Source organism: Candidatus Acidiferrales bacterium (assembly GCA_036514995.1).
Lineage (GTDB): Bacteria > Acidobacteriota > Terriglobia > Acidiferrales > DATBWB01 > DATBWB01.
The window spans coordinates 1-13,883 of sequence record DATBWB010000075.1; the positions used below are offsets into that span (position 1 = coordinate 1).

General features: G+C 62.1%; 12 protein-coding genes. 7 read left to right on the top strand and 5 right to left on the bottom strand.

Features of this window, described 5'->3' with window-relative positions; genetic code table 11:
* From VIH17_05570 to VIH17_05590, 5 genes are all read left to right on the top strand, one after another.
* Positions 1 to 286: cytochrome c (locus VIH17_05570; GenBank protein HEY4682702.1), on the top strand; the 286-nt coding region annotated here is incomplete at its 5' end.
* A 141-nt stretch (positions 287 to 427) separates the two neighbouring features.
* The gene (locus VIH17_05575) at positions 428 to 1,192 is read left to right on the top strand and encodes a TIGR04283 family arsenosugar biosynthesis glycosyltransferase (GenBank protein ID HEY4682703.1); all 765 of its coding nucleotides are present in this window, start codon (positions 428 to 430) and stop codon (positions 1,190 to 1,192) included.
* A 419-nt stretch (positions 1,193 to 1,611) separates the two neighbouring features.
* The gene (locus VIH17_05580) at positions 1,612 to 2,358 is read left to right on the top strand and encodes a PilZ domain-containing protein (protein ID HEY4682704.1); all 747 of its coding nucleotides are present in this window, start codon (positions 1,612 to 1,614) and stop codon (positions 2,356 to 2,358) included.
* A gap of 211 nt (positions 2,359 to 2,569) precedes the next feature.
* Positions 2,570 to 3,496: an NAD-dependent epimerase/dehydratase family protein gene (locus VIH17_05585; protein HEY4682705.1), complete on the top strand. Its 927-nt coding sequence runs from the start codon at positions 2,570 to 2,572 to the stop codon at positions 3,494 to 3,496.
* A 181-nt stretch (positions 3,497 to 3,677) separates the two neighbouring features.
* The gene (locus VIH17_05590) at positions 3,678 to 4,850 is read left to right on the top strand and encodes a P1 family peptidase (GenBank protein ID HEY4682706.1); all 1,173 of its coding nucleotides are present in this window, start codon (positions 3,678 to 3,680) and stop codon (positions 4,848 to 4,850) included.
* Here the strand turns inward: VIH17_05590 and VIH17_05595 are convergent.
* Complete coding sequence (locus tag VIH17_05595) at positions 4,838 to 5,749, bottom strand: GNAT family N-acetyltransferase (GenBank protein ID HEY4682707.1); 912 nt, start codon at positions 5,747 to 5,749, stop codon at positions 4,838 to 4,840. The genes VIH17_05590 and VIH17_05595 overlap by 13 nt on opposite strands.
* A 24-nt stretch (positions 5,750 to 5,773) precedes the next feature.
* The gene (locus VIH17_05600; GenBank protein HEY4682708.1) at positions 5,774 to 7,984 is read right to left on the bottom strand and encodes a M28 family metallopeptidase; all 2,211 of its coding nucleotides are present in this window, start codon (positions 7,982 to 7,984) and stop codon (positions 5,774 to 5,776) included.
* A 135-nt stretch (positions 7,985 to 8,119) separates the two neighbouring features.
* Between VIH17_05600 and VIH17_05605 the strand changes: the two genes are divergently transcribed.
* Entirely contained in the window at positions 8,120 to 9,559 is a 1,440-nt protein-coding gene (locus VIH17_05605) for an amino acid permease (GenBank protein ID HEY4682709.1), read from the top strand.
* Here the strand turns inward: VIH17_05605 and VIH17_05610 are convergent.
* Genes VIH17_05610 through VIH17_05620 form a run of 3 tightly spaced genes read right to left on the bottom strand, consistent with a single transcriptional unit; the run spans position 9,526 to position 12,635 of the window.
* A complete protein-coding gene (locus tag VIH17_05610; GenBank protein ID HEY4682710.1) occupies positions 9,526 to 10,875 on the bottom strand; it encodes an aspartate aminotransferase family protein in 1,350 nt (449 codons plus the stop codon). The two genes, VIH17_05605 and VIH17_05610, sit on opposite strands and share 34 nt — an antisense overlap.
* Positions 10,875 to 11,714, bottom strand: a complete 840-nt coding sequence (locus VIH17_05615; GenBank protein ID HEY4682711.1) for a CoA-transferase — start codon at positions 11,712 to 11,714, stop codon at positions 10,875 to 10,877. Before VIH17_05615 ends, VIH17_05610 begins: the two co-directional genes overlap by 1 nt.
* 15 nt (positions 11,715 to 11,729) lie before the next feature.
* Positions 11,730 to 12,635 (bottom strand): CoA-transferase, encoded by a 906-nt coding sequence (locus VIH17_05620; protein ID HEY4682712.1) that lies wholly within the window; start codon positions 12,633 to 12,635, stop codon positions 11,730 to 11,732.
* Positions 12,636 to 12,856: 221 nt separating this feature from the next.
* Between VIH17_05620 and VIH17_05625 the strand changes: the two genes are divergently transcribed.
* On the top strand, positions 12,857 to 13,705 hold the full coding sequence (locus VIH17_05625) for a hypothetical protein (protein HEY4682713.1): 849 nt from the start codon (positions 12,857 to 12,859) through the stop codon (positions 13,703 to 13,705).
* Positions 13,706 to 13,883 lie beyond the last annotated feature (178 nt).

Below are 13,883 nucleotides of genomic sequence, written 5' to 3' on the forward strand. Positions count from 1 at the left end.
TGCCGTCAGCTTGGCGAGTGGCCGGATGCTCTTCGGAGGCCGCTGTGCCTCCTGTCACGGTTTGGACGGGCGCACGCCCACCGAGGTGGGCCAGTGGATGTATCCACGCGCGCCGGATGTTGGTTCGCCGGCCGTGCAGCAGTGGTCAGACGCCGAACTTTTCTGGATCATCAAGCACGGCATTCGGCTCACTGGCATGCCCGGCTTCGGACACATTCACTCTGACGACCAGGTTTGGCATCTCGTTCGGTACGTCCGCAGCCTGGGCGCGCAACCGAAACAGTAGGTGCTCGCGGTGGTCGCCGCTTGACGGCCGCGCTCTCGAGGGCCCTTTGAAAGGGAAACGATTGGAGCGCGTCCCGTATGTACGCGGCTACTGGTACGCGTGGTCGGCTTACCGACCCGGAACGCGGATTGTTCCTTTGCCATGAGCACGCATCCTACCTCACCGGATCAGGCCTGGCTCCTCGGCCGGGCCGCACCGGACTTCGCCGCGCTTTCCAACCAGGCCGCGCTGCCATCGATCGGGATCGTTGTGCCGGTGTTCAACGAAGCGGCGATTCTGGAAGAGGCGCTCGAGCGGCTGCGCCGGGTCGCCCGGACCCTTCCCGTGGTGGTTGCCGACGGCGGCTCAACCGACGGCTCGGCGGGCATTGCCCGGCGGTTCTTCCACACCGAGCTGTGCCCAGAGCCCAACCGCGGGTCCCAGATGAACCGCGGCGCTCGGTGTTTGGGCAACGACGTGCTGCTCTTTCTCCACGCCGATTCCCGGCTCCCGGACGATTTCGCCGAGCACATTCGGATGGCCCTCCAGAACACACGCGTCGCGGGAGGAAGTTTCCGGCTGGTCTTCGACGATCCGCACCCGATGCTGCGCTTCTACGCCTGGTTCACGCAGTTTCCGGGACGCTTCTTCCACTTCGGCGATCAAGCCTTCTTCGTGCGGCGGGAGATTTTTCAGCAGATGGGCGGCTTCCGCAGCCTCCCGTTCCTGGAAGACGTGGATTTTCTGCGGCGCCTCCGTCACCACGGTCGCTTTCTCGTCCTGCCGGTGCCCGTTGTCACGTCGGCGCGGCGCTTCCAAAAGCGAGGCGTAATCCGCCAGCAACTGCTCAACATTCTCCTGGTGACGCTGTTCGAGTTGGGCCTATCTGCCCGGCGCCTCGCCCGCCTGTATCCACACATCCGCTAGGGTTCTTGCTGAGGCGCGCGGCCTGTCAGGCCTTTCAGGAGAGTCCACGAGATGGAAACAGCACGCGTGAATCCCGGGAACGCTCAGCTTGACAGCCCCCTTGGTAAAATTTCTTGCGCCCGCCTACTTTATTCTTGACATGGCCACGCCGATAAATATGCTGAGGCCGCTTGCCCTCTTTCGAACGAGGAAGTGCGGCGGCTCGAGCGAGCCGGCGACTGTGTCTGGTTGGCCAGCGCCGGTTTTGATTCGAGCCGCTGATTCTCTTCTCCCACCGTTCCTCTCCCGGAAAGGAACTCGGCCCTCGCCCCCCGCTCGCACTATGGCGAGCGGCACTTTCGTACTATTGACGGGCGAGGTAAGCATTCCGGAGAATGGTTTGACCCAGCCGTAGTGCGTGCATGCCCAAAGGAGCCGGGATGCTTTCGAAGATCGTCCAGGACGGAAGTGCTGGCGTGCTGGGTCGTCGGCGACACGCCCGCTTCCCCTTCCAAAGCGATGTCGAGATCGTGCTGGTGCCTTCAGGCGAGTGGTTGACCGGCACCGTCAACAACGTCAGTCTGGGCGGCTGCTACATCAAGACCTTTGCTCCCGCCCCCATCGACAGTGAACTTCGCCTGCGCTTTTCGGTGGCCGATGGAGTGTTTGAAACGCCGGCGGTCGTCCGCTCGCGGATCGAAAGCGACGGCATGGGCGTGGAATTCACGTCCACCTCGTCCAGTGAACAGATCAAGCTGGAGCGGCTGCTTGCTCATCTGGCGAGCCACGGCCCTGATTACGGCCGTTCCCAACCCGGCGAAGGAGAGGCTCGCTCCCTGGCCCTGGTGCTCGATGCGGTGATGGAGCTTCTGCGCGAAAAGGGAGTGATCACGAGCGCCGAACTTTCCGCCAAGATGCAATCCCTTCAACGAAGCCGCACCGAACAGACGTTGACTCAGACGGAAGCAGCTTTGAAGCACAACCGCTTTCGTCATTACCAAAACCAGCAGGTTTCGGTCCGCTACCGCGTCGGTGACATCGTCAGCGAGCTTTTGGGAAAAGTGATTGATGACACCGGCGTCAGCCTGGTGGTGGAAGAGATCTTCCCCATCGATCCGGCCCCGGTTATCCGGCAGATCATCCCGTACGACCAGATCCTCGAAGTCACCGAGGTCCCCCGACAATAAAGTTCCCGCCCTGTACCGTACGCTACAGGGCCCGTCCTGAGCGGGCGTCTCCCCATCCTGAAAACCGCTCTCGAAGCTTCCGGCTGCTGCCCTTATGCTCGCTGCGCCCGCGCTGCCACCGGCCCCGATTCCATCCCTCGGGGCTTGCGACCGCCCGCCTTCGGTGGGAGACTGCCACTGGTGACCTGAGGGAACCGGGGAGGCAGCGAGCATGAGGGTTTTGGTCAGTGGAGGAACAGGATTTATTGGCGCAGAGGTTGTGCGCCGCATCCTCCGCGAGCATCCCGATTGGCAGATGCGTTGCGGCACGCGCAACCCCGGGGGAAGAAATCCTTTCGGGCCGGGAGTCGCAATGGTGCGCTCGGATGTGCGGGCGAGAGATTCGCTTCGCGCCGCCACCGCCCAAGTCGATGCCGTCATCCACTGCGTGCAGTTTCCCAATCATCCTGTCGAGGCTCCTCGCCGCGGATTTACCTATTTGGAAATTGACGCCAGGGGAACCCGGGCGATCGTCGAAGCCGCGAAGGAAAATCGCGTTCAACGCTTCGTCTATCTGAGCGGTGCCGGAGCGGAACAGGGCCGGGCGGAGCCCTGGTTTGTAGCCAAAGACCTGGCCGAGCAAGCGGTTCGCGAGAGCGGCATGGAATACGTCATCCTGCGACCTTCGTGGATCTACGGCCCCGGCGATCGCAGCCTGAACCGCTTTGTCAACTTCGCCCGCTGGCTCCCTTTCGTTCCGGTCATCGGCAATGGCAAGAACCGCGTGCAACCAATCTGGGTCTCGGATGTGGCCCGCATCGCGGTGGAAGCGTTGACCCGCGCCCAGGCGACGAACCGGGTCTTTGAGCTCGGCGGCCCCGAGATGCTTTCGATGGACGATATCCTCCGGACGATGCTGCGCGTGATGGGTCGGGCCGCCCGCGCGCGCTTCTTGATTCACCAGCCGGCCTGGCTCATGAAAGCCGCTGTCGCTCCGCTGACCTTCCTTCCCACCCCGCCCATGTCCCCGCAGGCGATTGACTTCATCGTGGGAGAAGCCCCGGTAGATAGCCGGGATGCGCTCGCCACCTTTGGCGGAAGTTTTTCGACGTTGGAGGAGGGATTAAAGACCTACCTCGCGCCCAAGGCTGGAAGCTAGAAGCTGGAAACTAGAACCTAGAAGGCATTCCAGTCTCCAGCCTCGAGCCTTCAGGCAAGGAGGCTGCGCCGCCCGGAAGGGCCTGCCGCGGCGGGCTGTCTGCGCAGAAGAATAGAAGTGATATACTGACCGCCCGGATTTCTTGAAGCTCATCCCTTCGCCAAACTCTGTGGAGAACTCGATGAAAATCGCATTCGCTTTATCGGCGGCGCTTTCGCTGATGCTGGTTTCGAGTCCGGCCGCGCCGGGCGAGGAGCAGGCCGCTGAACGTCGCGGCCGAGGGCGCGAGCTTGGCATCACGATTGGGACACTGCCGACCGGCCGGTGGAACGCCATCACCGATGTGGCCGGCGTGAAAGTGGGCCACGTCACGCTCAACCAGGGCCAAGGAAAATTGGTTCCAGGGCAGGGGCCGGTCCGCACGGGCGTCACCGCCGTCCTCCCGCGCGCTGATGTTTGGCGGGAGAAGGTTCCGGCGGGAAGTTTTGTCCTGAATGGCAACGGCGAAATGACAGGCCTCGAGTGGATCGAAGAATCCGGCTACCTGGAGACGCCGATTGCTCTGACGAACACGCTCAACGTCGGCCGCGTCTATGACGGGCTTATCAGCTACATGCTGAAACGCTACCCGGAGATCGGCGTCACCGATGTCACCATCAATCCGGTGGTGGCCGAATGCGACGACAGCGAGCTCAACGACATTCAGGGCCGCCACGTCAGCGATGCTGCAACCGTTCGCGCGCTTGAAAACGCCAGAAGCGGGCCGGTGGAAGAGGGCGCCGTCGGCGCCGGCACCGGCATGATCGCCTTCGGTTTTAAGGCCGGTATCGGCACCTCTTCACGGGTCATCCCGCCAGGCGACGGAGGCTACACGGTCGGCGTGCTCGTCAATGCCAACATGGAGAGCCGCGAGCACCTCACGATCAAGGGAGCGCCGGTCGGTCGCGAGCTTCCCGGCCCAGCCCAACGATCGGGCGATGGCTCGATCATCATCATCGTGGCAACGGACGCGCCGCTTTCCGCTCGGCAACTAAAGCGATTGGCTCGCCGCGCGCCGCTCGGCCTGGCTCGCACCGGCGCTCTTTCGCGCCACTCAAGCGGTGACCTGATCCTGGCCTTTTCCACCGGCAACACCATTCCCCACCAACCTAAGGATCGAGCCTCCGCTCTCATCGAATTGGCCGACACTCGCCTGAACCCTCTCTTTCAGGCGGTCGAAGAGGCTACTGAGGAAGCGGTCTTGAACGCGCTCACCGCTGCCCCTACTGTGGTCGGGCGCGATGGCCGCGTGGCCGAGGGGCTGCCGCTCGAAAAGGTGAAGGAAATTCTCAGAAAATACAATCAACTCCGCTGAAGCGCTGGCAAGCTTCCTCGCACGAGCAAGTAAAAGCTCTTGCGTCCGCCTCTCGCTTCCCCTCTCCAGAAATCCGCAACCACGTAGCCGCGGCGGAGATAGTGCATGAGCGCGTGCCGCATTCTCATTCGCCATTCTTTGGCCGCGTTTCGGTAATTCTGTTTGATGGGCTGGATATCCGAAGGAATCTCGATCCGAATGGCCGGAGCCTGAAGCCCCAGGCGGAGATGCGCGCACCGGAGGACTCCTCGAACGGTGCGAGTTTCATTAACCAAGGGGACCAAAGAGGCCAAGGGAACCTCCTTCGAGGCAATCCACTTCGGTTCCCTGGACGGCTCGCCGCCCCGGCGTGTCCGGCGGCGCACGTCCCGATACAATCGGGACACGCGCGGCGAATCGAGAAACCAGCTCGCAATCAGGCGATCGGTCTCCAAACCCCCTTCCAGCTTGCTCGCCATCGGCCCATACAGATTGGGAACGTATTCCGTTGCCAGGCAACCGAGCTTGCGAAAGTTCAGCCAGGCGTTGCGGCCTTCGAGCGGGTCGAAGGACCAACGGATCAGCTTGGCGCCCCGCGCCAGAGCGACTTTGCGCTGGAGCCATTTGAGTCGCTCCCCAATCCCGGCATTGCGCAAGCCGGGCTCGACGGCAAGCATGTGCGACCAAAAGAGGCGAGCTTTGCCCTTCCAGCCGGCAAGCGCGTAAGCGAAACCCACTACTCTTTTCCCCTCGAGTGCGCCCAGGACAAATCCGCCGGCATGGCTCGAAGCCACCATCATCTCCGGCGGCACGATTTCCGCCGAGCCCCATGTCTTCCGCTGGATGCGCGCGGTCTGACGCAATTCTTCGAGCGAACGGAGGAGCCGGTACCGGATTCGAAGGCCCCTTTTCGCAGTCATTCTTTCGCGGTCAATATCTCGCGGTCACTTTCCGAGAGCCCGCATGCGAGCCGTCATGTTCCGGATGGCGCGCCGCAAGAGCTGCGCCTGAGCCGCAGCTCGCCCTTCGTCCCTCTCGAGCAATGCTTCGCGCACGCCGGGTAAAGTCTCCGCCTCATAGCTCGGCAAGGGCGCGTAAACCAAGTGCTTGAACCACGGCCGGCCGGGAAGGCCGTCCTGGCTCAAAAGGTCCTGTTCAAGCTGGCGCATCTCTTCCCGCATCTTTCGGAGAAGGCTCTGTTCTGGATTCCCGGCCTGCCCCTCCGGGAGGCGGGCCCCGATGGTCCCGAAGCTTCGGGAGGGGCGGGCAAGAATGTTCCGGATCCGCTTTTCGGCAGCGGCAGCCGCTTGCTTGAGCTTCCTCGCTTCCGCGGCGACGCCATCGAGGTGTCGCGCGGCAAATTCTTTGCTCGCATATTCCTTCAAGCTGCCGGCATAGGCGAGCAGATCTTCGGCGTATGCCGAAAGGTCAAAAGGCAGAATATCGGCGTTGGCCAGCCGCAGCGCCATGACGCCCCAGAGTCGCGACATCGCTGCGTGATAGTCAAACGTGGGATCGCCAAAATGACTCATCCAATAAAAGTTGTCGTAGAGAGAATGATATACGCCGTAGGGGCCGTCAAAAATCATGTCGAGCGAGGGGATGCCCAGATGGTTGAAGAAGACGGTATAGTCGGAGCCGCTGCCAAGAATTTGGATCTCGGGCCGTCCCGCCTCGCGGGACTGCGGCGAGCCCGCGCCGCCCGAAACGGCGTAGCTCCGAATGCTCTCCCTGCGCCCGGCTTCTTGCCAGCGTTGATAGACGGGGACGCGATGGACCGGATCCTCTACCCCCTGAGTGGCCTCCCAGATGAGTTTTCTCAAGAGAGGAGAGGCGCTCGCGGAAAATTTGTCGCCGCTCGTGGAAGCATCCACGTTCAGGCAAGCAATGGCGTTCTGCCGGATGCGGTCAGCGAACTGCTCGCCCCATTCGGTTGAGCCGGTCAACGTATACTCCTCGGCATCCCAGCTTCCGAAGACGATACTGCGTCGCGGCCGCCATCCCTCGCGGGCCAGTTCGCCCAGAGCGCGCGCCAGTTCGAGCATGGAGGCGGTGCCGCTCGCCGGATCCACCGCGCCATATACCCAGGCGTCGTGATGGTTGGATAGCAGGACAAATTTTTCCGGCTCTTCGCTGCCCGCCAGGGTCCCGATCACGTTCCAAATCTTCGTCCGCACCCGCTTCGTCTCGGTGGCAAAGTGAATAAGCAAGTTCCCGCCCAGGTGATAGGTGAGCGGCAGGGCTCCCTGCCAGCCCTTCGGCACCGCTGGTCCGTCGAGCCGCGCCAAAATCTCGGCTGCGTCGCGCGAGGAAAGCGGGATCATCGGAATCTTGGGAAGGACGGTCGCCTCCGACTCGGGCAGGCGCCTGGCATCCGCCGTGGAAGCCCAGCCCGGCGTCAGCGGATCGCCCGGAATCAGGAAGTCATAGACGGTTGCGCCGCGCTGGAAATGTTCGGCCGGCCCCCACGGGCCTTTCGGATAGGCATCGCCCTGGAAGTAGCCGTCTTCCATGGGATCGGAATAGAGCAGCAGGGCCGCCACGCCGCGTTTCTCCGCCTCCAGGCTCTTGCCGCCGCGGTAGCCTTTGAAATAGCGCGCCAGCACGATCTTGCCTTTGACCTCGACACCCTGCCGCGCCAGTTCGTCATAGTCCTCAGCGCGACCAAAATTCGCGTACACCACCGGCAGGGTGAGATCAGCCGAAGGCGAATAAGCATTCCAGGGGATGCGGGTGAAAATGTCCTCCAGGGCCGTGTCGGGATCATCCGGGTAGGGGACTTCCGGCCGGGCCAGCTTTACCGGCTCTGGTCCAACGATTTCCACCTCGGCGCCGACCGGATAGGAGAGCAACACCTCGTACTCGACCATTTCGGGCTTCAGGCCGAATTCCTGGAAACGGTCGAAGATATACTGCGAAATTTTCTTGTCGCCCTCGCTCCCGGCCGGGTGAGGGACAGAAGTGAGAAAACGAAGGAATTCGCGCTCGCGCGCCGGTGAGACCAGTTTCTGCAACCTGGCTTCATACTCCAGTTCCCATCCGACGCGACTTGCCGCAAAACCCGTCAGGGGCGGCCGGTCGCTCGCCTGTGCCAGGAGGGACGCATCCCAACAAGCGAACACTAAACACGCAACGAGATAGCTGTGGATCCCCATGCTCCCGAGGCCTCGGGATGACTGGAGTGCCTGCGCCCGGTGCATTATAGGCCAAAACCAAATCTTGCCATCCAAGGATTCTTTTCGTTCTTCCCGCGCTATCGGCCAAGAAATTGTTTGGGGATGGTTGGGGTTGTGATAGAACTCTTCGCCAGTCCGCCTATCTTGATGGCGGGCCAGGTTGTTTTCATGCCCGCTCCGGAAACATCCCGGTCGTCACCCCCGGCCGAATTGCCGCGCACTCTCGGTCTATGGGACACCGTCTCGATTACCGCCGGGGTCATCATCGGCTCGGGCATTTTCCTGGTGGCGCGGAACATTGCTCAGGCGGTGGAATCTCCGGGGCTGAGCCTGGTGGTATGGCTGGTCAGCGGTGTTCTCAGTTTATGCGGCGCGTTGAGTTATGCCGAACTGGGCGCGCTGCTCCCTCGCGCCGGCGGCCAGTATGTTTATCTTCAGGAAGCCTACGGCCCTTTGACCGCGTTTCTTTTCGGCTGGGCGAACCTCCTGGCCATCCAGTCGGGCTCGATTGCGGCGGTCGCGGTCGGCTTTGCCATCTACCTCGGCGATTTCCTGCCGCTCGCGTCATGGCAGGTAAAAGCGGTAGCCGTCCTCTGCGTGGTCCTGCTGACCTGGATAAACTACCGCGGGGTGGAGTCCGGCAGCCGAGTGCAGAATATTTTTACCGCGGCGAAAGTGCTCGGCCTCGCGGGACTGATCGTGGCCGGATTTGTCTTTAAGGGAGGCTCGCTCGCTCACTTCACGCCTCTTTTTGCCACCAGCAAAGATCCCAGCGGCTTGCTGGCTGCGCTGGGCGTGGCGATGATTGCGGCGCTCTGGTGCTTTGATGGCTGGAACAATCCTTCCTTTGCCGCCGGCGAAATCAAGAACCCGGAAAGAAACTTGGCGCTCGGGCTGATCATCGGGACCGCCGGAGTGACGCTGCTTTATTTGCTGGTCAACCTGGTTTATCTCTACGTGCTGCCCATCGAAACGGTGGCGCGCTCTGAGCGAGTGGCGGCGGAGACAGCCAGCGTCCTGCTCGGCGCTTCGGGCGGCAAAATTATTTCTCTGGTGGTGCTGGCGGCGACGTTTGGCTGCGTGAATGGGCTGATCCTGGCCGGAGCGCGCGTTACCTACGCGATGTCACGCGAAGGCCATTTTTTTGAAGCGGTCGGCCGCGTCCATCCGCGCTTCCGTACTCCCCACGTGTCCCTTCTTGTGCAAGGCGCGTGGTCCTGCCTGTTGATCCTGGTTGGCGGCTACGACCAGCTCTTTACTTACGTCATTTTTGCCGGTTGGATCTTCTATCTGCTGACGACCCTGGCGGTGGTCATTCTTCGCAAGAAGTGGCCTCGCGTCGAGCGGCCCTTCCGCGTTCCCGCCTACCCGCTCGTGCCGCTGCTGTTTGTCGCGGCGGCGCTCTGGTTCATCGTCAACACGCTTCGCGAGCGGCCCTGGGAATCCCTCATCGGTTCGGCCATCGTCATGATCGGCGTGCCCGTTTACCTTCTCTGGAAAAAACTGGCGCCGGACCGCGATCAGCGCGGGCCGCTTCCCGGAAAGGCTTCCTGAGCCGACCCAATCACAGCCGCAAGAGCATCCACCAGGAAATCGATCTCCGCTTGAGAAATGACGAACGGCGGAGCAAGAAGGAAATGATCGCCGGCGCTTCCATCGGCGCAGCCTTTCATCGGGTAGGCGTTCACGCCCGCCTCGCGAAGTTTTTCGTCGAGCCTCTCGATGACCTGCGCTCCAGCAGGAAACGGCTGGCGCGTCGCTCGCTCTTGAACAAACTCGACCGTCTGGAGGAGTCCTTTTCCGCGGACGTCTCCTACCATCGGGAAGCTTCGCAGCTCTTCCAGCCGCCGGGCCAGGTAATCACCCTGGCGCGCGCATTGCTCGACGAGGTTGTTCCTGGCAATCCATTTCTGCACGGCCAGCCCGGCTGCCACCGAAACGGGATGGGCGCTGTAGGTGAAGCCATGGCTGTAATGGCCGCTGCCGCGCTCCAGAACCTGACAGATTTCTTCGCTCGCCAGCACCGCTCCCAGCGGGGCGTAGCCGCTCGAGAGTCCCTTCCCCATCAGGATGATGTCCGGCACAACGCCCCAGTGATCGACCGCAAAATTTCTGCCGGTACGCCCCAGGCCGGTCATCACTTCATCGGCGATGAGCAAGATGCCGTGGCGGTCGCAAATCTCGCGGATGGTCTTGACGTAACCGTCGGGCGGCACCGCGCCATTCGTGGCCCCGACAATGGGTTCGAAAATAAATGCCGCCACCGTTTCCGGCCCTTGGGTCTCGATCATCTGGTTCAGGTCGTGGGCGCATTTGAGCTCGCAGGCAGGAAACTCAAGGCCGAAAGGACAACGGTAGCAATAGCAAGGAGCAATGTGGCCCTGTTCTACCAACAGGGGCAGAAAGGTCTCGCGCCGGCGTTGATTCCCGGAAAGCCCCAGCGCGCCCAGAGTGGCGCCGTGGTAGCTCGACCATCGAGAGAGGATTTTGAAGCGGCTCGGCTCGCCTCGCTCCAGCCAGTATTGCCGCACCAGCTTGATGGCCGACTCGGTCGCTTCCGAGCCGCCGGAGGTGAAGAACACCCGCCCGCTTTTTCGGAGCTGCCCGGGAGCGAGCGAACGCAGCAAGCGCGAAAATTTTCGCGCGGCGGCGGTGGTGAATTGCGAGCTGTGCACGAACGCCACCTGGCGCGCCTGTCTCCCCATGGCGGCAATGACCTCGCGCACGCCATGGCCGACGGAAACCACTGCCGCGCCCCCGGCGGCGTCCAGATATTTTTTCCCGCTGTCGTCATACAACCACACACCCTCGCCGCGGGCCGCGACCGGGTACTTTCGCTTGAGATGGCGATGAAGGAGCGACTCTCGCACTAACTACCCTGCTTGTCCGCCAGAGCCCCAGTGGCGGGCTTGCCCGCCAACGTCTCCAGGCGTGGCTTGCTCGAATCGGCCGGGCTGAGGTTCTTCCCGGGAGTCAAAGCCTCGCGGATCATCCGCAACTCCTCCTCCGAGGGAAGAGGTGTGGTTTCGAGCGGCGCGGCCACCTTGAGCAGCCAGCCGGTATTCTCCCGGACCTTCTCCAGCGTGACGCCGGGATGCAAGGCAACCAGCACCATTTCCCGCGACTGGGCGTCAAAGCGAAGGATTCCGAGATCAGTTACCACCAGTTGCGGGCCGCCGGCGATTCCGAGCTCTTCCCGCTCGCGCCCGCCGCCGAGATAGCCCGGAGTGGTCACAAAGTCCACCCGCTCGGGAAACGCCCGCAGCTTGTGCTGCATTACGATGACGATTCGCTTTGCCAGAACGCCGATTTCACACGCGCCGCCGGAACCGGGCAAGCGCACCTTCGGCCGGTGATAGGAGCCGACCACGGTGGTGTTGATGTTGCCGAAGCGATCCACCTGCGCCCCGCCAAGGTAGCCAACGTCAATCCATCCGCGCTGGAGGTAATACTGGAACACTTCACTCATCGAACAGACAGCGGTAGCGCCGGTCACCAGCGCCGGATCGCCGATCGAAACCGGCAAGCGTTGGGGCTCGGCGCCGACCGCGCCCGATTCGTAAATCAGAACAAGATGCGGGCAGCGCGTGCGCTTGGCAAGGTTGACGGCAACGTTGGGAATGCCGATGCCGACAAAAACCACTTCGCCATCGCGCAACTCTCGCGCCGCCGCGGTTACCATCAGTTCGTAAGTGCTTGCCGGAGTCATCTTCTTGAAGCGGCGCTAAAAGCCATAGTTCACCGGCTCGCAGAGCGCCCGATGAGCCTTGAGCGCTTCCGCCCGCTCACCCAATTTGGCGCGATATTCCCGGCGGTTGGCCACGCCATAGACCCATTCGTCCAGGTATGCTTCGAGCCGCGCTTGGTCGCGCGAGATTTCGTCGTATTCGAAATAGAAAGCATTGTCGCGGTCGTAGTAGCCCTGAACGTAGCTCGGATGCGCGCCCAAAGGCTCTTCCACCACCGCCGAGACGATGAAGCCGGGGATCAACGTGCGGTTGGGATCGCGGTGGACCACCTCTCGCGGGACAATCTCCTCCACCACAACCATGACTCGTCTGGCCGCAAACGCTGCCTCTTTCTGTACGCCCGGCAGTCCCCAGATTTGGGTGTTGCCTTCGTCATCGGCTCGCTGGGCATGGACGATGGCAAGGTCGGGATGGAGCGCCGGCACCGCGAACAGCTTTTCACCCGTGTAAGGACAATCGATCGGCCGGATGTTGGGGTTCACTCCCGGCAGATCGGAACCAACGTAGTTTCGAGTGGGCAGGAAGGGCAACCGCGACGCGCCCGCTTGCAGCCGCAATACCATGCCAAAGTGAGAATATTCCTCGAAGGCGAGCGGGCGAGGGATGCTTTGCTCGACCGCGCGGCGAAACGCATGGAGCGGGCCAACGCCCGGATTTCCGGCCCAGCTAAAAATGACCTTCTGCGCGCATCCGGCGGCAATCATCTGGTCGTAAATCAAATCCGGCGTCAGCCGCACCAGCGTCAGCTCGCGCCGCTTCTGGCGAATGATTTCGTGCCCGGCGGCGAACGGAATCAAGTGGGTAAAGCCTTCCATCACGACCACATCACCGTCGTTTACAAACCGGCGGATGGCTTCCGGCATCGTCATGACTTTGGACATGAAATGCCCCGCAGGCGCGCCCACCAGCGAGTTAACGTGTTAAAATAGCATATCCTTGCCGGGAACAGCAGCTTTGTTGACCGCGAATCTTCTCTTCAAGCGCGAACGGCAAAGCGCCCGGTCCTGAGCGACCGGACACCCTCAGGGATTGTCGGGTTTTCAGCCCGACGCGCCAATCGGACTGAGGGCCGATACTCGCTACTGAACTGGGAGGAGCTGCCATGAAGACCCTTCCCTTCTGGCTCCGAACGTTTTTCTTCGGTGCGCTGTTTTTCTTTGCCGCCTCGGTTGAAGCCGGCAAAAAGCCGAACGAAACCACTGACCTTCGAGCGTCCGTTGGCGGGATGACCCCGGCACGAACCGAGACCCGCCGGGTATATACCAATGATGATGTAGCTTCCGGCATGGGTTCGGCGGAGGAATTCACCCTCCCCGCTGCGGCTGCTCAAACCTCTGCCCCGGCCGAAGCGGCTGAGCTGGAGCCGCCTCAAGTCGCCTTGACCCGTATCCGTCACCGCGCTGAGGAGGCTCTTGAGCGGGGACTCGAAACCTTGCGGTTCCGAGAGCGCCAACTCGACGTGCTTGACCGCGACTTCATCCTTCACGTGACCCAGTTCTATTCGGACCCCAACTTTGCTGCACGCGAGCGAACGGGCGATCGTGGCGGCCTCGATCAGCTTGGCCGGCAAATCGAGCAAGAGCGCTCGGTGATCGCCGTTCTCGAGAACTCCCTGGCGCCGATGGCCGACCTCGTGGAGAACCTGCGATGGGAAGCTGCCGACGAGATCGCCGGGGAGGGAGCCGCGAGGAGGCAAACGCGGGACTCTTGGCAAGGCCAACTGGCACCGCTGCGCGCGGAGCTGGCGGCGCTGGAGGCCGAAATGGCCAACTTCCGCGATCAAATCGAGACGGGCCGCACCGGCATCGTCCTCGGCAGGGGCAACTCTTTTCTGAGCACCTACGACTATCTCAACCAGCTCGAGCAGCAAAAGGAATCTGTCGGGCGAGCGATCGCGGCCATAGAGGACGAGGCCAGGCAGCAAAACATGCTGCCCGGCTGGTTGCGATGAGGCTGGGTGCGCCGAGTTGACCCCAGTAGCGAACTCGTACTAAAGCGGAGTCTACCAGCGCATCCCGCAGAACCATTCGGGACGCCCAATGCGCGCCTGTAGCTCAGTGGATAGAGCGCTGGTCTCCGGAAATCGAAAAAAGAGTGGTTCGTCCTTTCTCTTCTTTGACTTAGGTACG